The sequence below is a fragment of the Pseudomonas sp. AL10 genome (assembly GCF_029960685.1).
Taxonomy (GTDB): domain Bacteria; phylum Pseudomonadota; class Gammaproteobacteria; order Pseudomonadales; family Pseudomonadaceae; genus Aquipseudomonas; species Aquipseudomonas lactis.
The window spans coordinates 50618-74442 of sequence record NZ_JASBQZ010000026.1 but is presented as its reverse complement, the minus strand read 5'-3'; the positions used below and the strand labels follow the sequence as shown (position 1 = coordinate 74442).

At 58.5% G+C, this 23825-nt stretch carries 23 protein-coding genes; 9 read left to right on the top strand and 14 right to left on the bottom strand.

Going from position 1 to position 23825, the window contains the following annotated elements:
• Positions 1-279 precede the first annotated feature (279 nt).
• On the top strand, positions 280-1404 hold the full coding sequence (sfnG, locus tag QK296_RS20660; protein ID WP_120248225.1) for a dimethylsulfone monooxygenase SfnG: 1125 nt from the start codon (positions 280-282) through the stop codon (positions 1402-1404).
• Between the two features lie 37 nt (positions 1405-1441).
• Here sfnG and map read toward each other — a convergent pair whose 3' ends face one another.
• Together map and QK296_RS20650 are read right to left on the bottom strand one after the other, a co-directional pair.
• Positions 1442-2212: a type I methionyl aminopeptidase gene (gene map, locus QK296_RS20655; protein ID WP_003190945.1), complete on the bottom strand. Its 771-nt coding sequence runs from the start codon at positions 2210-2212 to the stop codon at positions 1442-1444.
• On the bottom strand, positions 2212-2412 hold the full coding sequence (locus QK296_RS20650; protein WP_003190946.1) for a ParD-like family protein: 201 nt from the start codon (positions 2410-2412) through the stop codon (positions 2212-2214). Before QK296_RS20650 ends, map begins: the two co-directional genes overlap by 1 nt.
• A gap of 370 nt (positions 2413-2782) precedes the next feature.
• On the opposite strand from QK296_RS20650, the gene QK296_RS20645 reads away from it, so the two are divergent.
• Positions 2783-3052, top strand: a complete 270-nt coding sequence (locus tag QK296_RS20645) for a DUF1652 domain-containing protein (RefSeq protein ID WP_003190947.1) — start codon at positions 2783-2785, stop codon at positions 3050-3052.
• A 72-nt stretch (positions 3053-3124) separates the two neighbouring features.
• Here QK296_RS20645 and QK296_RS20640 read toward each other — a convergent pair whose 3' ends face one another.
• From QK296_RS20640 to QK296_RS20600, 9 genes are all read right to left on the bottom strand, one after another.
• The gene (locus QK296_RS20640) at positions 3125-5725 is read right to left on the bottom strand and encodes an autotransporter outer membrane beta-barrel domain-containing protein (RefSeq protein WP_282391246.1); all 2601 of its coding nucleotides are present in this window, start codon (positions 5723-5725) and stop codon (positions 3125-3127) included.
• A 145-nt stretch (positions 5726-5870) separates the two neighbouring features.
• Entirely contained in the window at positions 5871-6809 is a 939-nt protein-coding gene (locus QK296_RS20635) for a carbohydrate kinase (RefSeq protein ID WP_282391245.1), read from the bottom strand.
• 12 nt (positions 6810-6821) lie between these two features.
• The gene (gene xylB, locus QK296_RS20630; RefSeq protein WP_003190950.1) at positions 6822-8303 is read right to left on the bottom strand and encodes a xylulokinase; all 1482 of its coding nucleotides are present in this window, start codon (positions 8301-8303) and stop codon (positions 6822-6824) included.
• Between the two features lie 138 nt (positions 8304-8441).
• Positions 8442-9923, bottom strand: coding sequence for a mannitol dehydrogenase family protein (locus QK296_RS20625; protein WP_282391244.1), 1482 nt, complete (start codon positions 9921-9923; stop codon positions 8442-8444).
• A gap of 18 nt (positions 9924-9941) precedes the next feature.
• The gene (ugpC, locus tag QK296_RS20620) at positions 9942-11045 is read right to left on the bottom strand and encodes a sn-glycerol-3-phosphate ABC transporter ATP-binding protein UgpC (RefSeq protein ID WP_282391243.1); all 1104 of its coding nucleotides are present in this window, start codon (positions 11043-11045) and stop codon (positions 9942-9944) included.
• Positions 11046-11068: 23 nt separating this feature from the next.
• Positions 11069-11899 (bottom strand): carbohydrate ABC transporter permease, encoded by an 831-nt coding sequence (locus QK296_RS20615; RefSeq protein WP_005788583.1) that lies wholly within the window; start codon positions 11897-11899, stop codon positions 11069-11071.
• A 10-nt stretch (positions 11900-11909) separates the two neighbouring features.
• Positions 11910-12800, bottom strand: a complete 891-nt coding sequence (locus QK296_RS20610) for a sugar ABC transporter permease (protein WP_003190955.1) — start codon at positions 12798-12800, stop codon at positions 11910-11912.
• A gap of 176 nt (positions 12801-12976) precedes the next feature.
• On the bottom strand, positions 12977-14287 hold the full coding sequence (locus QK296_RS20605) for a sugar ABC transporter substrate-binding protein (RefSeq protein ID WP_032892053.1): 1311 nt from the start codon (positions 14285-14287) through the stop codon (positions 12977-12979).
• 644 nt (positions 14288-14931) lie between these two features.
• Complete coding sequence (locus QK296_RS20600) at positions 14932-15180, bottom strand: DUF6124 family protein (protein WP_003190957.1); 249 nt, start codon at positions 15178-15180, stop codon at positions 14932-14934.
• A gap of 366 nt (positions 15181-15546) precedes the next feature.
• Between QK296_RS20600 and QK296_RS20595 the strand changes: the two genes are divergently transcribed.
• The 5 genes from QK296_RS20595 (at position 15547) to QK296_RS20575 (ending at position 19447) form a co-directional block, all read left to right on the top strand.
• Positions 15547-17010, top strand: coding sequence for an S-type pyocin domain-containing protein (locus QK296_RS20595; RefSeq protein ID WP_192001812.1), 1464 nt, complete (start codon positions 15547-15549; stop codon positions 17008-17010).
• The gene (locus QK296_RS20590) at positions 17010-17471 is read left to right on the top strand and encodes a DUF6392 family protein (protein ID WP_032900596.1); all 462 of its coding nucleotides are present in this window, start codon (positions 17010-17012) and stop codon (positions 17469-17471) included. The genes QK296_RS20595 and QK296_RS20590 overlap by 1 nt, the downstream gene beginning before the upstream one ends.
• 209 nt (positions 17472-17680) lie before the next feature.
• Positions 17681-17860, top strand: coding sequence for a hypothetical protein (locus QK296_RS20585; RefSeq protein WP_050547337.1), 180 nt, complete (start codon positions 17681-17683; stop codon positions 17858-17860).
• Positions 17861-18322: 462 nt separating this feature from the next.
• Positions 18323-18802, top strand: coding sequence for a DUF6392 family protein (locus QK296_RS20580; RefSeq protein ID WP_003190963.1), 480 nt, complete (start codon positions 18323-18325; stop codon positions 18800-18802).
• Between the two features lie 168 nt (positions 18803-18970).
• The gene (locus QK296_RS20575; protein ID WP_032900597.1) at positions 18971-19447 is read left to right on the top strand and encodes a DUF6392 family protein; all 477 of its coding nucleotides are present in this window, start codon (positions 18971-18973) and stop codon (positions 19445-19447) included.
• Positions 19448-19537: 90 nt separating this feature from the next.
• Here the strand turns inward: QK296_RS20575 and QK296_RS20570 are convergent, their stop codons facing one another.
• The 3 genes from QK296_RS20570 to QK296_RS20560 form a co-directional block, all read right to left on the bottom strand.
• Positions 19538-19996: a hypothetical protein gene (locus QK296_RS20570; protein WP_032900598.1), complete on the bottom strand. Its 459-nt coding sequence runs from the start codon at positions 19994-19996 to the stop codon at positions 19538-19540.
• Positions 19997-20092: 96 nt separating this feature from the next.
• Positions 20093-20998: an AraC family transcriptional regulator gene (locus QK296_RS20565; RefSeq protein WP_094775050.1), complete on the bottom strand. Its 906-nt coding sequence runs from the start codon at positions 20996-20998 to the stop codon at positions 20093-20095.
• Positions 20999-21070: 72 nt separating this feature from the next.
• On the bottom strand, positions 21071-22360 hold the full coding sequence (locus tag QK296_RS20560; protein ID WP_137203840.1) for a glycosyltransferase: 1290 nt from the start codon (positions 22358-22360) through the stop codon (positions 21071-21073).
• A 240-nt stretch (positions 22361-22600) separates the two neighbouring features.
• Between QK296_RS20560 and QK296_RS20555 the strand changes: the two genes are divergently transcribed.
• Both QK296_RS20555 and tpx read left to right on the top strand, forming a co-directional pair.
• On the top strand, positions 22601-23002 hold the full coding sequence (locus tag QK296_RS20555) for a hypothetical protein (RefSeq protein ID WP_032900599.1): 402 nt from the start codon (positions 22601-22603) through the stop codon (positions 23000-23002).
• Between the two features lie 245 nt (positions 23003-23247).
• On the top strand, positions 23248-23748 hold the full coding sequence (gene tpx, locus QK296_RS20550) for a thiol peroxidase (RefSeq protein ID WP_003190967.1): 501 nt from the start codon (positions 23248-23250) through the stop codon (positions 23746-23748).
• Positions 23749-23825: the final 77 nt, after the last annotated feature.

Genomic DNA, 23825 nt, shown 5'->3' with positions numbered 1-23825 from the left:
CCCTGTCGAATTCCGGCCAGCGTGGTTTAACGGGGCGCCTGAGATCAAAAGCAGATCAAGATCAAGAGCTACTCGCTTCGCATCGTGGGTACGCTTGGTGCTGGTCGCAACTGTTGCTCCAGCAACAGCAGATCCACAAACTGCTGTGATCCCGGACACTGGCAAGCCATCGCGTCAATCCCGCTTTTTTCCCGCAACCCCCAGGCTACGGGCATTTGCCTGCCCCTGGCACGCTTGCTGCGTAAGCACTGGTACATCCCCTGTGCGAGGTACCGTCCGATGAGTCAGCAAGCCGTGAAATTTGCCTATTGGGTACCCAACGTCAGCGGTGGGTTGGTCGTCAGCAAGATTGAACAGCGTACCCACTGGGGCATCGAGTACAACCGCAAACTGGCGCAACTGGCGGAGGCGGCGGGCTTTGAGTATGGCTTGACCCAGATTCGCTTCACCGCAGGCTACGGCGCCGAAAACCAGCATGAATCCGTGGCGTTCAGCCATGCGTTGCTCGCGGCAACCACCACCCTCAAGGTCATCGCGGCGATTCTGCCCGGGCCGTGGCAACCGGCGTTGGCGGCCAAGCAGTTGGCGACCATCGACCAACTCACCAATGGCCGTATCGCGGTGAATATCGTCAGCGGCTGGTTCAAGGGCGAATTCCACGCCATTGGCGAACATTGGCTGGAGCACGATGAGCGCTATCGACGTTCCGAAGAGTTTATCCGTGCCCTCAAAGGCATCTGGACCCAGGACGATTTCACATTCAAGGGCGATTTCTATCGCTTCAACCATTACACCCTCAAGCCCAAGCCCGTGGGCCAACCGGAGATCTTCCAGGGCGGCAGTTCGCGGGCGGCGCGGGACATGGCGGCGCGGGTGTCGGATTGGTATTTCACCAATGGCAATACGCCCGAAGGCGTCAAGGCACAGGTCGATGATATTCGCGCCAAGGCCGCTGCCAACCAGCATTCGGTGAAGGTGGGGGTGAATGCCTTTGTGATCGCCCGCGACACGGAGGAGGAGGCGCAGGCGGTGCTGGCGCAGATCATCGACCAAGCCGACCCGGAGGCGGTCAATGCCTTTGGTGACGCGGCCAGGCAAGCAGGCAAGGCGTCGCCGGAGGGCGAGGGCAACTGGGCCAAGTCCAGCTTTGAGGACCTGGTGCAATACAACGATGGCTTCAAGACCAACCTGATCGGCACGCCGCAGCAGATCGCCGAGCGCATCGTCGCACTCAAGGCCGTGGGGGTGGACTTGGTGCTCGCAGGCTTTCTGCACTTCCAGGAAGAAGTGGAGTATTTCGGTAAACGTGTATTGCCGCTGGTGCGCGAGCTGGAAGCCAAGTCCACTGTAGGAGCGAGCTCGCTCGCGAAAAACGTCAACGAAGAAGTGGGTAGCCTGGTTTAACGCGTGGTCCTTGAGGCCTTCGCGAGCAAGCTCGCTCCTACAGGGTGTGAAGGTTTTGAGGGGTTTGCAAGGTCAGCACTTCAAACCCATCCGCCGTCACCGCCACGGTATGTTCCCATTGCGCCGAGAGGCTGTTGTCCTTGGTGACCACCGTCCAACCGTCTTTCAGGCTGCGGGTTTTGGCGCTGCCCTGGTTGAGCATCGGCTCGATGGTAAACACCATGCCTTCGCGCAGTTCCAGGCCGGTGCCGGGGCGGCCGAAGTGCAGGATTTGCGGTTCTTCGTGCATTTGCCGGCCGATGCCGTGGCCGCAGTATTCGCGCACCACGCTGTAGCCATTGGCTTGCGCGTGGCTCTGGATCGCATGGCCGATATCGCCCAGGCGCGCGCCGGGCTTGACCTGGCGGATACCGGCCCACATCGCCTCGAAGGTCATGTCCACCAGGCGCCTGGCCTTGGGCGTCACGTTGCCGATCATGTACATCTTGCTGGAGTCGGCAATGAAGCCGCCTTTTTCCAGGGTGATGTCGATGTTGATGATGTCGCCGTCCTTGAGCAATTGCTTGGCGCTGGGCATGCCGTGGCACACCACTTCGTTGATCGAGGTGTTGATGCAGAAGGGGTAGTCGTACTGCCCCAGGCTGGCAGGGCGGGCCTTGAGGTCATTGCGGATGAAGGCTTCGACGGCGCTGTCCAGCTCCAGGGTAGAGCGGCCGGCGGCGACGAAGCCGTCGAGCATGTCGAAGACCTGCGCCAACAGGCGCCCGGCTTCACGCATTACGGCCAACTGTGCGGGGGTCTTGATCATCAGCTACGCCCCCGGATCAGGTCGGGTTTGTCCAGCAACAGCTTGTTGATCAGCTCGTTGTAAGGCAGATGCGGGTTGAGTTCGGCGAGCAGGCCGATCTTGATCCAGAACTCGGCCTGGGCGTTGATGGAGCGGTCCATGGCGGCGCTGGCCAGGCGCAGTTGTTCGTGCAGCTGATCGGTGATCTTGACGATGCCCATAAGGTTCACTGTGTTTAATTGATATACGAATCGTATATGTTTCGTATGGTTATCGCAAACCTCCGTCGGCTTAACGGTGGTGGGCTGATTGGTTGCGATATGTTGCCGAAAAAAGGATTTCCACATAAACGCCTGTCCCCCACGCTGCGGGTTAAACGTTTAATCGATGTCGTTCGGCGATGATGCCGAACAGGCCGTTTTCTTTAATATGAGCAAGCGGTTTGCTTATGAGGAAAGGTTACAACCACCACGGTTTTTGCCGAGTAGGCTTACTGATTGAAAGCGTCTTCCAGGGTTGGCAAGACGTGGCAGGCAAGTGCCTGTCGGATACATATAACTGTTGGCAGTCTCAAAAAAGGAGAGGTTAGCCATGCTTTCAGAACTAGAGCTTCGCAGCATTATTGAAGGAAGTTTCCTGCCTAAACGGTGCGAATGCACCAAGGCCGAAGATGCCTCGTTGACGATTAAAGTCTACGACGACCGCGACCGCGACCGGGTGGATTTGGAAGTCAAAGGTATAAACGCCGACAAACTCGACAGCAGTCGAGCCATTTGCAACCTGATCACCGGGTTGCGTGAGGACCTCAGGCACAACCACGCACCGGTCCTGCAACGAGCAGGCGGGCGCGGTTATCACTAGTTGATCGCTTGAGGGTCAATTGAGACCGTGGGCCTGGTATGTGCCAGGCCCAACGCTGACAAGACTTCACCTTTACCAGCTCACTCTCACGCCGATACTACCGCTGGCGCCCTCAAAGTTATTGTCGTCCAGCCCGGTTCCATATTTGCCCTCCACATATGCGCTGACCGCGGATGACAATTGAGCCACGACGCCGGCGCCAATATCGGCGGTGGAGGACTTGTGATCGCTCTTGATCCGGTCCACATCATCGAACGTCACCGTGTCACTGCCGCCAAAGGTGTGCCAGACATTGGCCCGCAGGTACGGCTCCACGGGCCTGTTGCTGACTAGATAACGGCCTTTCAGGCGTGCACCGAGGCGGCCGGTCCAGTACTCCTGAGAGTCGAAGGAGACCTTGGAGATGCCATCGTGCTGGCTATCCAGGTCGATTTTCTGGCCGATCACCTGGGCTTGTGGCTCCACCACCCAATGTTCGGACAGCGTGATCGGGTAGCCGGCTTCGGCCGATAACGTCAAGGCGTGGCCCTCGATGTCCATCTTCACTCCTCGATCGGACTTGTTGTCCCCGTCCAGGCGGGTGCCCATGGCGACGAGGTCGACGTACCAGCCGGTGGGATCGGTGAGGGTCCAGTAGGCGCCGAAGTTGTCACCGTCGAGTTTGATCCGCCCGGCGCGATGGTCCTGCCAGCCCAGCGCAAACCCTTTTACGTCGCCGCGCAGGCGGCTCTGGCCGATAAACAGGCCAAAGCGTTGAGTCTGCCCACCGCCGGTTTCGCTGGCATAGAGGTCATGGCCGACCTGGTAGCCCTTGGACGTGCCGTCAAAACTCGGCGTTACCGTGCCCGACCAGCTTTTGTTGAAGTCACTGCCATAGGCGCGGGCCCAACCTGCCGGCACTGCACCGGTCTCGGTCAGCAGGCTTTGCTCGCCCTGGCGTTCATGAAAGGTACCGAGGGCTTGCAGCGTCATTACCTGCGCAGCGGGGATGTCCACTGAATAGACCGGCACCTCCAGGCGATACAGTGCAATAGGCGCCGCACCGGCCACGGCGCTTGGCAGCACAGGGTTGCTGGCCGCCGATTGCGGTGACGTGACTGCGGCGACTGGGCTGGGCGGTGGCGCGGGCGGCTTGATCGGTGCCACCGGCTGTGCGGTGGGCGGCTCCACGGGCGGCTCATCGGGGCCGACCACTGGCGCAGTGGGTGGAATGGGCGCCACCGCTACCGGCGGTACAACGGGCGGCGGCACGGAGGGAACGGCCGGCGGTTGCACCGCTACCAACGAGGAGCGCAGATACCAGTTGTTTTCTGTGCCGGCGGTAACGCCGCCCTTGAACAGCATGTACTCATAGGCCCCGGCGGAGACCGAGCCGTTCAAGGCGAACGCATCGGTGCTGCTGACAGCGCCGTTGAGCGCCTGGACCACTTCGATGCCGTTGTTCTGGGTCAGCCCACCGGCACCGCCGAGGTTGCTGACGCCCAGTTGCGTGTGGCCACTGATGCTGCCGTCGGAAACCACCAGCTTGTCGGTGGCCGAGTTTTCATCGCCGAGTACGGTTTGCAGATGCAACCGGCCGTTGTTGCCTACGTAGTTGCCATGCACCGTCAAGACGCTGGTCGCGCTGTTGTCGCCGGTCATGTCGATCGTGCCGGCGTTGTTCAGCGTTGCCAATTGGCCTGCGGTATAGGGGCGAATAGCGCCTTGGGTCACGGCCAGCGTGCTGCTGCCATCGATGTTGAACGTACCGGTATTGCTCGCACTGTCGCCAAGGAAAAAATCCCCGGCCAGGTCAAAGCGCGAGGCGTTGTCGAGGTTGACCGTCTCCCAGCCGACATAGCGTGCGGGCGTACTGGAGGTGGTGTTATCGAAGGTCAGTTGATCGTTGCCCAGGCCGCCATCGACCGACGGCGTACTGGCCAGCAGGCTTTCACTGAGGTTGCGGAGCAGGGCAGTGTCGTCGCCATCACCCATCAATACCGACGAGTTGATCTGGCCTCCACCCAGCCAGTTAAACGTATCGTTGCCGACGCTGGCGCGAATCTCGCCATTGATCACGCCACCGCTGACGGTAATGCTGTCATCGCCGCCGCTGGTACTGATGTTGCCACCTATGAAGCCGTTTAACATGCGGATCGTGTCGACATCAAAGCCGGTGACCAAGTTGCCTTCAATGGTCCCCCCGGTCATTTCATAGAAGTTTTTATCCAGCTTCATATTGACCCGACCGATAGTGCCACCGCTCTGGTAGGCCACATCGCCGTCCTCAAAAGCACCGACGATGGTGCCGCCCTCCATTCTGAAGGTGTCGAGACCATCGCCCTGGAACAGGGCCAGGATCTGCCCGCCCGTCATGAGGAAATCGTCGATACCGGCGCCTTGTTGCACCACACCGGTGATCAGGCCCGAGTCGATGCGCACGGCATCGACCCCAGGGCCAAAGGTGACATTACCGTTGATGGTACCGGTGCCGCCCGCAGGGAGGTTCAGGCGGTTATCCCCGGAAAGATCGGTCAAGCCGGGACTGCTGCCGCTGTCGCACGTGTAGGTGTCGTTACCGGTTCCCGGGGTGAGAACGCAGGCGGCGTGGGAGGATTGAGGGATCATGTATTGCAATGAGATGAGGCCGACAGCTAAAACGGCCCGGGTCGAGAAACCACTGGGCTTTTGCATGGGGGTGTCCTAGGTTTATTGTAATAACTGCTCCTGTTTTTGGGTTTAGCACAGTTTTTCAGTAGCGCAATTTTTTTGTACATGACGCGCAGGCCACGGAATACGTGGCCTGCATGCTGGCACTTTGATTTTTTGCCCGCTCGCCTCAATCCAATTGGTGACGATAGGGCAGGTCCGGCCCTGTCTTGCTGCAGGTCAGGGCGGCAGCCCGAATCGCGAAACCCAGCATGGCGTCGATCTGCTCGCGGCTCAGGTTCTGCAGCCCGTCAACTGAATCCAACTGCTGTTCCGTCAGCCACGCAATCAGCGCCGCCTGGAAGGTATCACCAGCGCCCACCGTATCGGCCATCACCACCTTAACCGCAGGTTGCGACCAGGTGCCATGCTGACGGCTAAACACCGACGCGCCATCGCCACCACGGGTGAGGAACACCAATTGGCAACGGTGTTGCAGCCAGCCTTGCAGCACGCTTTCCGGTGTCTGTTCGGGGTAGAGCAGGTGCAGGTCTTCGTCGCTGACCTTGATCAGGTCGGCGTGTTGCACCAGCTCTGCGACGCGCGCACGCCACAGCTGAATATCGGGCTGCGGGTTAAGGCGCACGTTGGGGTCGAGGCTGATCAGGCGCTTGCCGCTTTCACGCTTGACCAGGCTCAGCAGCGTGTCACCAATGGGCTGTACCACCAGTGAAAACGAGCCCACATGCAGCCCGCGAATCTCATCGCCCAGGGGCGGCAGGTGCGTCAGTTGCAATTGCCGGTCGGCGCAGCCTTCGCCGCGAAAGCTGTACTGCGGCGAGCCGTTGGCGCCCACGGCGACCATCGCCAGGGTGGTCGGCGCGTCGAACTCAACCAGAAAGCGTTCGCTGATACCTCCGTCTTTCAGTACTTGCTGCAAGCGCCGTCCAAGGTAATCGGTGGACAGGCCGGCGAAGAACCCGGACTCGATCCCCAGGCGGCGCAGACCCACCGCTACGTTGAACGGCGAGCCACCGGCAATCGCCTTGTAATTGAGCTTGGCGGCCTGCCCGCTGGCATCCTCCTCGCTGAAGAAATCAAACAGCGCTTCACCACACACCAGATACATAGTTGCTCGCTCTTAAAGGGTTGCCACGTGCTGTTGATAACGCTCATACGCCTGTTGATAGGCGCTGACATTGGCGGCCACGGGTAAGGTGCGGCTGGCAGGGTCAATGCTCACGCATTTGTCGCACAGGCTGGCCAGCGGTTCGCCGCTCTGGCACCACGCCGCCTGGATCGCCGCGCCCAGGGCGGCGGCCTCGCTCTGTTCGGTACACACCACTTCGGTGTGCATGATATCGGCGACCATCTGCCGCCACAGCGGGCTTTTCGAGCCGCCGCCGATCAGGCGGATGCTCTGGCTTTGCAGGCCGGTCTGGCGCAGCAGGTCGAGGCCATAACGCAGGCCGAAGGTGGTGCCTTCGACCACCGCGCGGCACAGGTTGGCGCGGGTCAGGTTGGTCATGGTCAAGCCCTGCAGGCTGCCGGTAGCGTGGGGCAGGGCGGGCACGCGTTCGCCGTTGAGAAACGGCAACATGCTCACCCCCTCGGCGCCGATCGGCGCCTGTTCGACCAGGGCGTTGAAGGCGTCGAGGTCCAGTTCGAACAGCTCGCGAATCACCCCGGTGGCATTGGTCAGGTTCATGGTGCAAATCAGCGGCAGCCAACCGCCGCTGGAAGAGCAGAAGGTCGCCACCGAGGCCTGGGGGCTGACGTTCGGCTGGTCGGCAAAGGCATACACGGTGCCCGATGAACCCAGGCTCATGGTGATCACGCCGGGGGCGATATTGCCGGTACCAATGGCGCCCATCATATTGTCGCCGCCACCACTGGACACCACCGCGTTGGGGTTGATGCCCAGGCGCTCGGCGATGGCCGGCAGGATGGTGCCCACCGCTTGGTCGGCTTCGATCAGTGTCGGCAACGCGGCTTGCAGGCGGCCGCTGGGGTCGATGTGCTGGAGCATTGCCACATCCCATTCGCGGCGGCGCACGTTGAAGTAACCGGTGCCCGATGCGTCGCCGTACTCGGCGCAGGCGCGGCCGGTGAGCCAGTAGTTGAGGTAATCGTGGGGCAGCAGGATATGGGCGATGCGTGCGAAGACGTCCGGGTGCTGTTCACGGGTCCAGAGCAGCTTGGACACGGTGTAGCCCGGTGCGATAGCCACACCCAGGCGCTCCAGGGACCCACGTTCGCCGCCCAGATGTTGCAGCAGCCGGTCGTTCTCCGGCGTGGTTTCGGTGTCGCACCACAGTTTGGCCGGGCGCAACACTTCACCTTGTTCGTCCAGTAGCACCAGGCCGTGTTGCTGGCCGGACACGCCGATGCCGAGGATGTCCTGGCCATCCACGCCGGCCTGTTGCAGGGCGCGGTGGGTGGCGGCGGTGAAGGCGTCCAGCCATTCCTGGGTATGTTGTTCGCGGCGACCATTGGCGCCGCTGATCAAAGTGTGCGCGGCGGCGCCCAGGCCCAGCACCTTGCCGCTGGACGCATCGAGGACGATGGCCTTGGTGCCCTGGGTGCCGCAATCGATGCCGAGGTAAAGGTTTTGCTGGGTCATGAGGGAGTGCTCAGCAGTCTTATTGTTGGATTGAAAATACGGTCGATGTGGGAGCTGGCTTGCCTGCGATAGCGGTGGTCCAGTCAACCCTGCGGTGACTGCCAGACCGCTATCGCAGGCAAGCCAGCTCCCACCTGTTTAATCCGGTTTGTTCAGCAGGTTTTGCAGTGTGGCTGTGACGCCTTTGTCGCGCAGGCTTGCATAGCAACGCTCGAACGCTGCCACAAACGCCGCCGACTTGGGAATAGCCGTGCCAAAAATCTCTTCCACCCCCAGCAATCGCTGGCTGATCAGCGCATCATCGCTCACCAGGTTCTGGCAGAACGCTGCCCGTGGGTCCGGGATGCTGTAGCGTGTGCCGTTTTCATCCACGCCTTTCAGGTACAGCGCCCAGGCCGCCACCACCAGCGCGGCACGCTCAGTTTCGCGGCCGTCGGTAATCAGGCGGTTGATGGTCGGCACGGTGAACTTGGGAAACTTCGATGAACCGTCGGAGCATACGCGCTCCAACTGGTCGGCAATCGCCTGGTTGGAAAAGCGATCCACCAGGGTCTGCTTGTACTCGGTCAAGTCGATACCGGGCACCGGTGCCAGGTTCGGCGTGACATCCAGGTCCATGTAGGCGCGCATATACGCCACGAACACGGGGTCGTTCATGGTCTCGTGAACGAACCGGTAGCCCTTGAGGAACCCCAGGTACGTCAGAGCCAGGTGGCTGCCGTTGAGCAGGCCGATCTTCATTTCTTCGTAAGGCGTGACGTCATCGGTGAACTGCACGCCGACCTTTTCCCAGGCCGGGCGACCGTTGACGAATTTGTCTTCCAGCACCCACTGCACAAACGGTTCGCACACCACCGGCCAGGCATCGTCAATCCCGTGCTGGTCGTGCAGTTGCAGGCGGTGGGCGGTGCTGGTCATTGGCGTGATGCGGTCAACCATGGCATTCGGGAAGCTCACGTTGGCCTGGATCCAGTCGTGCAGCCCGGCGTCGTGCAAGGCGGCGAAGGCCAGCAGGGCCTTGCGGGTGACGGCGCCGTTGTGGGGCAGGTTATCGCAGGACATCACCGTAAAGGCCGGCGTGCCGGCGGCGCGGCGCTGGGTGAGGGCGGCGCAGATAAAGCCGAACACGGTTTTCGGTGCCCTCGGGTGCGCCAGGTCATGCTGGATCTGCGGCAGGTGGGCCATGAACTCGCCGTTGCTGTCGTCGATGCAGTAACCGCCTTCGGTGATGGTCAGCGAGACGATGCGGATCTGGGGGCTGGCGAGTTTATCGATCAGCGCCTGGGCGCCGTCTTCGGCCAGCAGCATGTCGCTGATCGAGCCGATCACGCGCACTTGCGTGTCGTCGGTGTCGCCCAGTTCATACAGGGTGAACAAGTAATCCTGGCCGGCCAGGTCGTCGCGGGCCTTGCGGTCTTCACTGCGCAGGCCGACGCCGCAGATGCTCCAGTCCAGGCCCTCGCCGGTGTTCATCAGGGCATCGGTGTAAAACGCCTGGTGCGCACGGTGGAAACCGCCGACGCCAATGTGCGCGATGCCCTGGCGGGTGTCGGCAAGCGCGTAGGTCGGTACCTGCACTTCGGGCGCCAGTTGGGTGAGGTTGGCTTTATTCAATTTCATCTGGAAATACTCGCGAAATCAGGCGGCAGCGCGCAGTGGACGGGCCACGGCAACGCCATCGGTGTCGAACAGATGGCAGTGCGCCGGGTCCAGGTGCAGTTGCAGCGTCTCGCCGTATTGGCTGGCCATGTCGCCGCGGATACGCATGGTCAGCGGCTCGCCGTTACGGGTGATGACGTGGCAGAACGTGTCGCTGCCCAGGCGCTCGCCGACGTCGGCGGTGACGGTCAGGGTGGTTTGCCCTGGTGTGGCGATTTCCAGATGCTCGGGGCGAATGCCCAGGGTCACCGCGCTGCCCACGCTCAGGGTGGCGCCGCTCAACGGCAGGTTGATCAGGGTGCCGGCGTCCAGTTGCACCTCGCAGCCTTGGCTGTCGACGCGGGTGACCTGGCCCTTGAGGAAGCCCATCTTCGGCGTGCCAAGAAAGCCCGCCACAAACAGGTTGGCCGGCTGGTGGTACAGCTCCAGCGGCGAGCCGACCTGTTCGATGCGCCCGCTGTTGAGCACCACCACCTTGTCGGCCAGGGTCATGGCTTCGACCTGGTCGTGGGTCACGTAGATCATGGTCGCTTGCAGTTCTTTATGCAGGCGCGCCAGCTCCAGGCGCATTTGCACGCGCAGGGCGGCGTCGAGGTTCGACAGCGGTTCGTCGAACAGGAAGATCTTCGGGTTGCGCACAATCGCCCGGCCAATTGCCACGCGCTGGCGCTGGCCGCCTGAGAGTTGTTTGGGCTTGCGCTCCAGCAAAGGCCCCAGCTCAAGGATGCGCGCCGCTTCGCTGACTTTGCTCTCGACCAGTTTCTTGTCGACACCGGCCAGGTCCAGGGCAAACGACATGTTCTTGCGCACGCTCATGTGCGGGTACAGCGCGTAGGTCTGGAACACCATGGCCAGGTCGCGTTTGGCCGGGGAGACTTCGGTGATGTCGCGGCCATCGAGTTCGATGGTGCCGTCGCTGACTTCTTCCAGGCCGGCGATCAGGCGCAGCAGGGTGGATTTGCCACAGCCCGACGGGCCGACGAACACCACGAATTCCTTGTCGTTCACTTCCAGGTCGATGCCCTTGATGATGGAAAAACCTTCGAAGCCTTTTTGCAGATTATTGATTGTCAGGTTGGCCATGATGGGCCCTCCGCTGGGAATTATTATTTGACGGCGCCAAAGGAAAGGCCGCGCACCAGTTGCTTCTGGCTGATCCAGCCAAAGATCAGGATCGGCGCGCAGGCCAGGGTCGAGACGGCGGATAACTTGGCCCAGAACAAGCCTTCGGGGCTGGAGTAAGAGGCGATCAAGGCGGTCAACGGCGCGGCGCTGGAGGAGGTCAGGTTCAGCGACCAGAACGCCTCGTTCCAGCACAGGATCAACGACAGCAACACCGTGGAGGCCAGGCCACCCTTGGCAATCGGCAGCAGCACGCGCACCATTTCCTGCCACAGGGTGGCGCCGTCCAGGCGGGCGGCTTCGAGGATGTCCTTGGGGATGTCTTTGAAGTAGGTGTACACCATCCACACCACAATCGGCAGGTTGATCAGGGTGTAGATGATGATCAGCGCAATGCGTGTATCCAACAGGCCAAAGCTCTTGGCCAGCAGGTAGATCGGCATCAGCACGCCTACTGGCGGCAGCATCTTGGTGGACAACATCCACAGCAGGGTGCCCTTGGTACGCTGGGTTTCGTAGAACGCCATGGAGTAGGCGGCCGGCACCGAAATCAGCAGGCACAGGGCGGTAGCGCTGAAGGAAATCACCACTGAGTTCCAGGCGTAGGCGAAGTAGTTGCTGCGCTCGTTGATGTGCAGGTAGTTCTCCAGCGTCGGCGTGAAGATGAACTGCGGCGGGGTGGCGAACGCGTCGATTTCAGTTTTGAAACTGGTCAGCACCATCCAGAAGATCGGGAAGAAAATCAGGATCGCGATGGCCCAGGCCAACGTGCCGAGCAACAGGCTTTGCAGGCGGCGGGATTGTTGAAGCGTCATGGCGCGGCCCTCAAGGCTTGTCAGTCAGATTTTTGCCGATCATCCGCACCAGGATGATCGCCGCGATATTGGCGATGACCACGGCAATCAAGCCGCCGGCCGAGGCCATGCCCACGTCGAACTGCACCAGCGCCTGGTTGTAGATCAGGTAGGCGAGGTTGGTCGAGGCATAGCCAGGGCCACCGTTGGTGGTGGTGAAGATTTCGGCGAACACCGAGAGCAAAAAGATCGTTTCGATCATCACCACCACGGCAATCGGGCGGGCCAGGTGGGGCAAGGTCAGGTGCCAGAAGATCGCAATGGCGCCGGCACCGTCCAGGCGTGCGGCTTCTTTTTGCTCCTGGTCCAGGGACTGCATGGCGGTCATCAGCAGTAGGATCGCGAAAGGCAGCCATTGCCACGACACAATGATGATGATCGACAGCAGAGGGTAATGCGCCAGCCAGTCCACCGGCTCGGCGCCGAAGAACTTCCACACGGCGGCGAGAATCCCCGACACCGGGTGGAAAATCAGGTTCTTCCAGATCAACGCGCCGACGGTGGGCATGATGAAGAACGGCGAGATCAGCATCACCCGCACGACGCCGCGCCCCAGGAACTCACTGGCCTCCAGCAGCGCACTGATCAACACGCCGAACACCACGCTGATCAGCAACACGCTGCCCACCAGCAACAGGGTATTGGTGGCGCCGGGCAGGAACCCCGAGTCGGTGATGAAGTAGCTGAAGTTTTCCAACCCCACGAATTGGTTTTCGCCGGGGTAGAGCAGGTTGTAGCGGATCAGCGAAAAGTACAGGGTCATGCCCAGCGGCACGATCATCCACAGCAGCAGCAAGGCCACCGAGGGGCTGACGAGAAACCAGCCGGGGTTGGCCAGGCGGTTTTTGGTGGGTGTATTCATGGTGATCAGAACCAGTCAGATGCCTACAGAATCTGCGTCGGAGCGCGGTCACTGTGGGAGCTGGCTTGCCTGCGATGGTATCGCCTCGGTGCTACTGATAGACCGAGTTGTTTGCATCGCAGGCAAGCCAGCTCCCACAAAAGCCCTGCTCCTACATTTGCGCGGGTGAAATTGGGTTACTTGGGGTAACCAGCCCGCTTCATTTCCCGCTCGGTGGTGTTCTGCGCGGCGGTCAATGCAGCATCGACGGTTTGCTGACCGGTCAACGCCCCCGAGAAGAACTTGCCCACCTGGGTACCAATCGCCTGGAATTCAGGAATGGTTACCAACTGGATACCGATATACGGCACCGGCTTCTCGGTTGGCTTGGTCGGGTCGGCCACTTTCAGCGACTCCAGCGTCACCTTGGCGAACGGCGCTGCCTTCATGTATTCATCGCTGTAGGTGGATTGGCGCGTACCGGGCGGCACATTGGCGATGCCATCGGTCTTGGCCACCAGCTGTCCGTATTCCTTGGAGGTGGCCCAACTGGTGAACACCTTGGCGGCGTCCTTGGCCTTGGAACTGGTCGGGATCGCCAGGCTCCAGGAGTACAGCCACGAGGTGCCCTTATCGGTTTTCTCATGGGGCGCGAAGGTAAAGCCCACATGGTCTGCGACCTTGCTCTGGCTCTTGTCGGTGACAAACGAGCCGGCCACGCTGGCATCCACCCAGATCGCGCACTTGCCGCTGTTGAACAGCGCCAGGTTTTCATTGAAGCCGTTGCTGGAAGCACCCGGCGGGCCGGATTTTTTCATGTTGTCGACGTAGAAGTTCAGCGCGTTCTTCCACTCGGGGCCGTTGAATTCTGGCTGCCACTTCTCATCGAACCAGCGCGCGCCGAAGCCGTTGGCCAGGGTGGTGATCAGCGCCATGTTCTCACCCCAACCGGCTTTGCCGCGCAGGCACAGGCCGTATTGCTCTTTGGACTTGTCGGTGAGTTTGGCGGCGAATTCGCCGATCTGGCTCCAGGTTGGGTGCTCGGGCATGCTCAGCCCGGCGTCCTTGAACAGGTCGGTGCGGTAATAGGTGATCGAGCTTTCGGCGTAGAACGGCAGGGCGTACAACGAGCCCTTGACCGACAAGCCGTCACGCACCGAAGGGAACACATCGTCGAGGTCGTAGGACGCCGGCAAGTCCTTCATCGGCTCCAGCCACCCCTTGGCGCCCCAGAGTGCGGCTTCGTACATGCCGATGGTCAACACATCGAACTGCCCGCCTTGTGTGGCGATGTCGGTGGTCAGGCGTTGGCGTAGCACGTTTTCTTCGAGCACCACCCAGTTCAACTTGATCTCCGGATGCTCGGCCTCGAAGGTTTTCGAGAGCTTCTGCATGCGGATCATGTCGCTGTTGTTGACGGTGGCAATGGTCAGGGTTTGCGCGCCAAGGCTGACGGCGCTGAGGGTCATGCAGGTACAGGCAAGCAATGCTTTTGCTGTGAACTTCATCGCGCACTCCATTTCCGCGCCCAGAGGGCTACAGAAGGACGGTTATTGTTGTTGTGTCTTCCTACCAGGAGTCAGGAAGAGTGTGCGTTGATTACAGCCTTCAAAAGCGGCGGTGACAAATCCTTGGGAGCACGCTCACTGATACTTTTTTGCACTCGTCGACTACCTGATCGCTCCCACGCTCCGCGTGGTAACGCCGCTAGGGACGCTCTGCGTCCCCGGGTGACGCAGAGCGTCACGGTATGCATGCCCACGCGGAGCGCGGGAACGATCCTCAGTGCAGTGTTTAACACTTGATCGTTCCCACGCTCCGCGTGGTAACGCCGCTAGGGACGCTCTGCGTCCCCAGGTGACGCAGAGCGTCACGGAATGCATGCCCCCGCGGAGCGCGGGAACGATCCTCAGGGCAGTGCTTAACGCTTGATCGTTCCCACGCTCTGCTTGGTAACGCCACTTGGGACGCTCTGCGTACCGGGGTGACGCAGAGCGTCACGGTATGCATGCCCACGCGGAGCGCGGGAACGATCCTCTGGGCAGTGCTTAACGCTTGATCGTTCCCACGCTCTGCGTGGTAACGCCACTTGGGACGCTCAGCGTCCCGGAATGCATGCCCACGCGGAGCATGGGAACGATCAGCGCAGTGTTTAACGCTCAATATCAGCCAGTACACGTTCAGCCAACAACCGAGACACCTCGATCAACTGTGCAATACCCAGCGCACCTTCTCGTCGCGAGCCGTCGAGTTCAAAGGCGAAATCGCAGGTGAGGGCGTGGGCAGAGGCGAGGGATTCGCTGAGGTTGACCAGCAGGTCTTGGGTGCAGATGCCGTCTTTAACGGTGAATAGCACGCTGGGTGCTGGATCGAGCGAGGGATTTGAGGTGGGTTTGATCATGGTCAAGCTCCGCAGATGTATTAAAGAATCCGGAGAAATACAGGCCGCGACGCCCGACCGCTGAGTGTGCAGCGGTGTAAGGAGACTAGAGATGGAGTGTCCTAGGGGCAACCTCAAAGCCTTGTAAGACGTTTCTGTTTTTCCCAATACCTAGCCGAACGGACAGTTGTTTGGCTTAGCGCCGGCCAGCAACATCTTTCTTGCGCCAGTTCGGCGCTATTCCCTTTGCACACATCAACGCCATGACCGCGTTTGAGCACCCCTGCGCGCTGAAAAAGGACAAAACATGAAGAGCACTGATACGCAAATCCAGCAGGTAACCGGCCCAATCAACGCCTCTCTCAACGACCGCGTGGAGAAGCCGATGTGAAGCGCTACAACATCACCACGGGTTCAACCACCACGGTGGGTGGCAAGGTAACCAGCGGTTGTGAGGGCACCAGTTTCAACGGCGAAATGATCTCGAGGGAGGGTGACCGGGTCGCTTGTCCGGCATGCGGCACTGAAGGCTTCATCGCGCTTACCGGCCCTCATTTGCACGAAGAGTGGAACGGCAAGCAAGCGGCACTGGAGGGTGATCTGTGCATCTGCAAATGCGATCCGCCGCCGGAGTTGATTGCCAATCAGAGTTCCAAATCTCAGGAGTTCGGTCCCCAACCTCAACGTGTCACCCCGATTGTAATGAGGCCGACTGCATCCGCCTCGTCCCCTGCGAATTATGCCGCGCCCGCAGCGTCGAATCGTGCCGCTGATGCCTGCGTTTTTGCCAAATCCTGCCTTTCGGTGCCAGCCGGTTCTACGGCCGCGGGCACCGCCCCGGAAAACGCCAAAAACTTCGGCACCACCGCCCTCATGGCTTCAACCGGTAGCACGGGCGCCGTCGGCAGGGTAGCCGGCACACTCGGCAGCGACCTCGGTGCCTGGGCTGTACGAGGCTTGGCCGGCGCCAGTTCCGCCCTCAACCTCGTGCTGCTGGCATTCTGGCCACGGGATATCGGTGACTCAACGCTGTACACCCCGGAGCAGTTGGAGGGGATGCGTTTGGCCAGCACGCGAGTGCGTTTCCAGTTTCGCCAGGATGAGTCCGGTGAACTGCGTGTTTATGGCATACATACCAATCCTGGCAGTGGCGCTGACCGTGTGCCGGTTGCACAAGCCCGGTGGAATGTGGACAAAAGCGCGATGGTGGCGGTGCTGGATGGCATCAGCATCACATGGACGCCGAACCATGGCCCGGTTGTCAGCGTGCCGAGCCCGTATCCCGGAACACCGGAACGCTTGGATAACGTGTTTGTTCATCCGATTGCGGTGGGGCAAGATTCGGCGATCAGTCACTATCCAGGGCGGGATGCAGAAAACATCACCTGGCAGGATACGATCATTTCGTTTCCGGCTGATTCGGGTGTGCCGCCGTTGTATTTGGTGTTTGCCAAGCCGGCGGTCAGGCCGTTGGAGGTTGATATTTATGGTGCGTTCAGTGGACGGCCTCGTGAAGGAATGCACTTGGATCACATGCCTTCCCAAGCGGCGTTAGAGTATTACTTGGTAGAAAATTTTCCGCATCTTGATGAAGTTGATCGGAAGCAGGCAATGAAAAACGCTGTGAGCATCGCGATACCATCTCGTGTTCATCAGAAATACAGTGAGACCTTCGGAGGCAGAAACACAAAATTCAAACGACAGGTGGATGCAGCTGATTTACGAGGTGCGGTAGAGCGAAATTTTAATGCAATAAAGCCCTACATGCTTGAGGAAGGGTTCAAAGAAGCGGACCTTGAAGATGCGCGGACCAAGATGCATAAAATCAATAAAGAAATGGGGTGGTATTAATGGACGCGCCAACGATTAAGTTGTGGGTGGAGAGTTTAGGACTCGGTTTTACCGAACTTGTAGCAAGTGGGAAGGTTCCCAATCAACCGCTGATGAAGCCATTTGAGGACAGCGATTGGCCGACCATGCGTCCAGTAGAGGGAGTGGAGTTGCTCTTCAATGACAGGACCAAGTCCCTGAAGCAGATTCTGATCACACTCATCCCGACGGTCGGGCAACCGGTTTATGCTGGAGGGTTACCCGCTCCATTTTCCCTGTTGATTAATCAGCAAAGTGTGCGTAGTGCTTTGGGAGAACCTATGGATTCGAGAGGTCGTGCCAGGCTTCCAGGGGGGCTGGGTATACGGGGAGGGTGGGATGCATATAAGTTGTCCAACGAATGGCATCCGAATGCAAAAGTTATAATTGGTTATCTTGAAAGCTATGCTGTAAACAATATCAGTTTCTCGGTGATAAATTAGAAGCGTGTTGCCTCAAGCATGGAGCAGGTGAACTGCCAATATGATCGCCAGTTGCAAACTGGTGATCGCTTGCTCTGTGCTGTCCTTAATCCTCGATAGGAGACAATGTTCGCCTGTGGAGATTAGTCATTCGATCAAGCAAGTCGCCAAGGCATAGAGGTTGATCATTCTCGCCGGCACGATATCAATCAGAAACAAGGGTGGTATTAATGGATGCTGCAGCGATTAACAAGTTGATCAGTCGGCTGGGACGCACTTACGCCGAATTGATCAGTGAGGGCTTGATTTTCAGAGGCTCATTGATGCCGTTGTTGGATACCGCGGAAAACGAAGAGTGGGTCCAGTTTCCGGTCGAAGGCGTAGAGCTCTGGTTTGCAAAAAAAATGTGATATTTGAGAAGGTATTATTAACGCTTATTCAACGCGACGAAAACGATCACGTTTACAAAGGGGGTCTACCGTCCCCCTTCGTTAGCCAGATGAATCAGTTCAGCGTTCGTAGCGAACTAGGTATGCCATATAAATCTATAGGTCCTAGCAAACTGCCCGGTAGTGGTAGCAAAAAAAGTGGTGGATGGGACGCATATCGACTGCATCAAGAAACCCATCCCGGCGTCCGTGTAGGTTTCAGCTACAATGCCGAAATGATGGTCGAAACGCTAACTTTTGCATTGTGCAGCGGAGAATAAGCCAGTTAGTTTGACTTGTTTCGAGCCGGTTTCTGCTCAGTTAGCCGCTGCAACGCCAAGCGCAGATAGTGCTTCTTTGATTTTAATCAAGTGCAGGTGATGAGTTCGGTATTGGAGCCTCTCGTCAGCAGCGATGACATTAACCAAACTCAGGAGGGTACTGGTGGGCGCCGGTGCGATCAGTCGTTTAGTTGGAGGGCTTGGTTTTCCTTATCAAAAATTGGTGAGCGAAGGGCTCATTCAGGATTTACTGCTCAAGCGGCTCTTTGATACGTCTGATAACGAGGAGCTGATTCAAAATCCAGAACCCGGCGTGAAATTATGGTTCTGGGCAGAAACAAAACGGCTGGAACAAGTAATGATCGTCCTGATTCAAACAGTCGGGCAGCCTGTCTATGCCGGGCAATTACCTCAACCGTTCAAGTTAGATATGGATCAACGATACGTACGTGAGGTTTTAGGTGTGCCCACTAAATCCAAGCCCTCCGTAAAACTGCCCGGTGGATTGGGCGTGCGGGGCGGAGCAGACATATATTACTTGGACCAAAAGGTACATCCCAACGTGATGGTAGCTCTCAGCTATCTGGAAAATCTTAGAGTTAACAATATCAGTTTCTCTTTGATTGATTCCGGACACGATTGAGCTCTCACAGAGGCTTGCTATAGCTATGGAGCGTCGAATTGCCAACATGATCGCCAGTGGCAATTAGCTGTTTGCTCCAGCAAGTCTCCCATGATTTTACGTGTGGCCAAGAACAGAATTCGCTCTTTCTCAGATAGACGATAACAGTCAAAAATAAGGATGGTATTGATGGGCGTCGTGACAATTGAGCGTTGGATCAAACATCTAGGATGGCTCTATGAGGATTTAATTTTTCATGGGATTATTCCAGACCTGCCACTCACTGAGCTCTATAACGGGCGTGATTGGTTATCGCTGAAAAAATCAGCTGACGGCCTGGAGTTAAGCTTCTGGGCTGAGACGAGGAGGTACGAGCGACTCTTTATCACCCTGCGCTCTACTGTTGAAGGTTCAACAGAGTACAAGGGTGAACTTCCCAAGCCTTTCGCGTTATTAGCATCCAAGTCAGAGGTGCGAGCAGCTTTCGGTATGCCCATGGAATCACAAGGCCTGACGAAGCTGCCTTTGGATACCGTATTGGGTGGCTTTGATACTTATTCGCTGGATCAGATTAACTTCCCAAATCTGAAAGTGTCCTTTCAGTACACATCCACAATGCAGATTAAAACGTTGGTTTTTTCGTTAATCAACCGAGGTCATCCTTAGTACAGCAGCAAAATTTATCTTTAACGTAGAAAAGCGTGGAATACTGAAAAAGGGCACGCATTTATTTAAGCCGAAATAAATGCGCCCCCTTTATGCCTTATGACTGTTGAACAAGCGGAAAAAACGTCCAAGTATACGGCGCCACGGACTGACCGGCCCTATCACATTGATCGTATCGATCACCATGATCCGGTTGGATTTGAAATTAAGGCGCACTGAAACTTCGCCGGTCACTGTGGACCGGAGGTAGAACCGGTAAAGGGCAGGCTTTCCAGGCGTTATATTATGCAGTTCTTCCGAGCCTCCCGGATGAGTGGCAATGAGTGTTTCGCCCGTTTGCTCGCCACGTAGCCGAATGGTCAACTGAATGTCTTCAAGTCCGGTCAATGCCCGGCCCCAATCTCTGGCTACCGCTCTGGAGAACCAGCGGTATTGATTGTCGTAATCGTCCTCATATATCTCGCCCTCACCGGTCCAGCTCCAAGTGTCCCCTGGGATATCGAAACGTGTGGATTCGTTGATAGCAAAAACAGTCGTCGACTTTTTCATGGCGAATTCCGCTCGGATGCCAGAACCCCAGCATGGCTAACCTCCTGGCTGTACGACACTGTCAGAATCGACAGTTCTGACCAGTGGATGCCCCGCTTAAGCCAGATTTTGCTCCGTCAACCGCTGCACCGCCAACCGCCGATAGTGAGACGGCGTCATCCCCTTAAGCTGCTGAAACCGCCGATTGAAGTTGGAAATATTATTGAACCCCGACTCAAAGCACACATCCGTCACCGCCTTGTCCCCATCGGCCAGCAATTCACAGGACTTGCTGATGCGCAGCCGATTGACGAATTCAATAAAAGTGCGCCCGGTCGCCTGTTTGAACACCCTGGAAAAATACGTTGGCTTCATCCCCAGGTACTCCGCCACTTCTTCCAGCGGCAGCTCCCGGGCGTAGTGGGCAAAGATGTAGTCCACCGCGCGGTTGGTGCGGTCGATGCTGTGTTCGTCGGCTTGCTGTGGCGTGGTGACGCCGGACAGTAACTGGTAGTCCTCACAGGCGCTTAATACTTCCAGCAGGATGAAGAAGTGCCCCAGGCGTGCCATGCCTTGGGCGTCTTCGATACGTTGCATCAGGGTCATGGCGTGGGCGATGGTTTTTTTGCAGCGAAATTCGATGCCGTATTGCGCACGTTCAAGCAGCGGCGCCAGGCTTTTGAGTTCGGTGAAGATGTGGCTGCCGTGTTCGAACAATTCATCGGTGAAGTTCACCAGCATGTCGCGCTTGGGCACGATTTCGTCTTCTTCCACCTGGCTGATCCAGTTATGCGGCAGGTTGGGGCCCGTGAGGAACAGGCTTTCGGGGTAGAAGTTGCCGATGTAGTCGCCGATAAACACCTTGCCGGAGCTGGCGACGATCAGGTGCAGTTCGTATTCCTTGTGGAAATGCCAGCGCACCAGGGGGCAGGGGAAGCCGTGCTGGCGATAAATGATGGACAGGCCGTTGTGGTCGTCCATCAACTCGTAGGAAGGGTCGGTGATGCGCGTTGCTCGGGTCATGCTGCCGTCGCTTTATTGTGGTTGCTGCGTAGGATAATGCCCCGTCGCGCGCGACCTCGCCAGCGCCAGTGTTTATAGGGTGCGGTTTTTGGCCTCGATCCACTGGGACATGTACTGGGTACTTTTATGCGCGTGGTGGCGCAGCATGCTGCCGGTGAAGTTGTCCCGGCGATGGGCCGCAAGGTTGCTGCGGCAACGTTCCAGGCATTCCACCAAGGCGGGCCCGTGCACGTCCTGGTCATAGCGCCGGGCCAGCAGTTGGCGCCCTTGTTCCTGGGCCTGGGTCCAGCGCTCGCGGCTTTGGTAAAGGGCCACGGCAGCGGCGGCCAGGGCCGGGGCGTCCTGTGCGATTACGCCGGGCCAGGGTTGGTCATCGCCCATGGCCTCGGCACCGATGGGGGTGGTGACATTGGGCGTGCCGCACAGCATGGCGTCCACCAACTTGCCCTTGATGCCGGCGCCAAAGCGCAGTGGTGCCAGGCAGATACGCGCGGCCGTCATGACTTGCAGCGCATCTTCGGCCCAGTTCATCACATGGAAACCCTGCGCCGGGTTGTGCAGGGCCGTGGCCTTGGGCGGCGTGTAGGCACCGTAGATGTGCAACTGCGCGCCCGGCAGTTGTTGGCGAATCAGCGGCCACAGGCTGTGCTTCATCCAAAGCACCGCATCCCAGTTGGGCGCGTGGCGGAAGTTACCGATGCTGAGGAAATGCGCACGGTCTTCAAAGGGCGCAAATGCGTCGGTGGGCGGTTGCAGCATCAACGGGCACCAGTGGAGCAGGGCGGCCGGCACCTTGAACTGTTCGGTGAGCAGGCGGATTTCCACGTCGGAGATCATCAGGCTGATGTCACAGCGGTAGATGGCGGCGATTTCGCGTTTGGCCAAGTCGGTATCGGCCATGCGCTGGAACTCGTCCTCCAATGCCGGCGCGAACAGGGCGCTGAAGTCGTCGCTGTCGGGGTTGGCTTTCACCTGCTCCTTGAAACGCTGGTGGCGAGCGTCCCGCAGGCTTTGCAGGTCGGAGGTCTCCAGCACCCGCAGGGCGTCGGGGCAGCATTGTTCCACGCGCCAGCCGAATTGCTCCTCCATCATGAAACGGTCGAACAATACGATGTCCGGGGCCAGTTCGCGGACAAAGTCATCGAAACTGCTGTTATTCAGTTCGATGGCGCGTTCGGCGATTCCGAGTGCGGGCAGGTCGGCCTTGTGCTCGCCAATGGTGGCGGGGCTGCTGAAGGTAATGTCCCAACCTTGCGTAAGAAAGCTCTCAAGGATTTGCATCATATGCCCGCCCGCTGCCGAGGAGCGGGGCTCGGGCCAGACGTAGCCAATGACCAGGACTTTGGTGGCGGGTTGATGCATGAAATGAGTCCTTCGTGCCGTCGGCGGGCCTTAAAAAGCGAATGATTAAATCATACTTTTGCGTCGCAACAAGCCTTGCGAGCAAATGCTGATTAATGCGTGGTTTTTAATTGCGAAATGAGCTTGTGGCCTGTCAACGTTCACAGTTATCGCGGCTTGTGCAGGGTGTTAGGTTCGCTACAGCTTTCCGGATGTAGGGCGGTCGGAAACTCATCAAATCGTTTTTAGGAGGTGCCTACCATGGATGACCATGAACAAACCAACAAGGGGAACGCGGTTAAAGCTGATTGGCATAACGTCACATTGACAAGGGGTGTTACCGGCTATAGCGGCAATTTGCGTATCAGGTTTCAGCGCTCAGGTAACACGCTGACGTTGACCACCGAGGAGTACATGATCAGCGGCGATAGTTCACGTAACAAAGCCAATATTAATTACGAGGTCAAGGTCGGCAACAACACGGTATGGGACCTGGACTCGCCCGATGACCGTAAGCAGGATGGGCAGTGGCATACTTGGTCAAACTACAAGTCAGTAGCGATTCCGAGCGGGACTCAGACGGTAACGTTCAGGGCAGAGTTTATCTTTGATATGTCCGGACCCGATGATCGGGCAATAGCGACGCATGCCGTAAGCATCTAGCTCGCGAGCGCCAACGTCTTGCCGGGCACCTCCGGTGCCCGGCATTTCCTGTCTATCGAACTGAATCTAAATCAGCGCAATTTCGGCGGGTAAGCACGTGTTCGCGCCCGATTCCAGACGGTGTCGGTATTGATCATGCGTGAGGACATGACAATTTGTGTCTGGCGGTAGGTAGCTTCGGCACTTTGTGGTTAACTTCCGCCTCTCGAATTCGTTTAACCAAACCCAGCATAAGGATTCCGTTCATGGCTCAAGTCACCCTTAAAGGCAACCCGGTCCAGGTTGAAGGCGAACTGCCGAAAGTCGGCGCCAAAGCTGCAGACTTCACCCTGACCGCCGGCGATCTGTCCAACGCCACCCTGGCTACCTTTGCCGGCAAGCGCAAAGTGCTGAACATCTTCCCAAGCGTTGACACCCCAACCTGTGCCACTTCGGTGCGCAAGTTCAACGCCCAGGCCAACGATGTGGCCAACACCGTGGTGCTGTGCATCTCCTCCGACCTGCCATTCGCCCAAGCGCGTTTCTGTGGTTCCGAAGGCCTGGAAAACGTTAAGAACCTGTCGGATTTCCGCAACGCCGACTTCGCCGTTGACTATGGTGTTTCCATCGCTGACGGCCCGCTGCAGGGCCTGACCGCTCGCGCTGTCGTGGTGCTGGACGAAAACGACAACGTGCTGCACAGCGAGTTGGTCAAGGAAATCGCTGAAGAGCCAAACTACGACGCCGCCCTGGCTGTGTTGAAGTAACTGTTTCTACGTATGACTGTCGTTTGGCAGTAACACGTATGATGCATGATCGCGGCCTGGCCTAGTCCAGGCCGTTT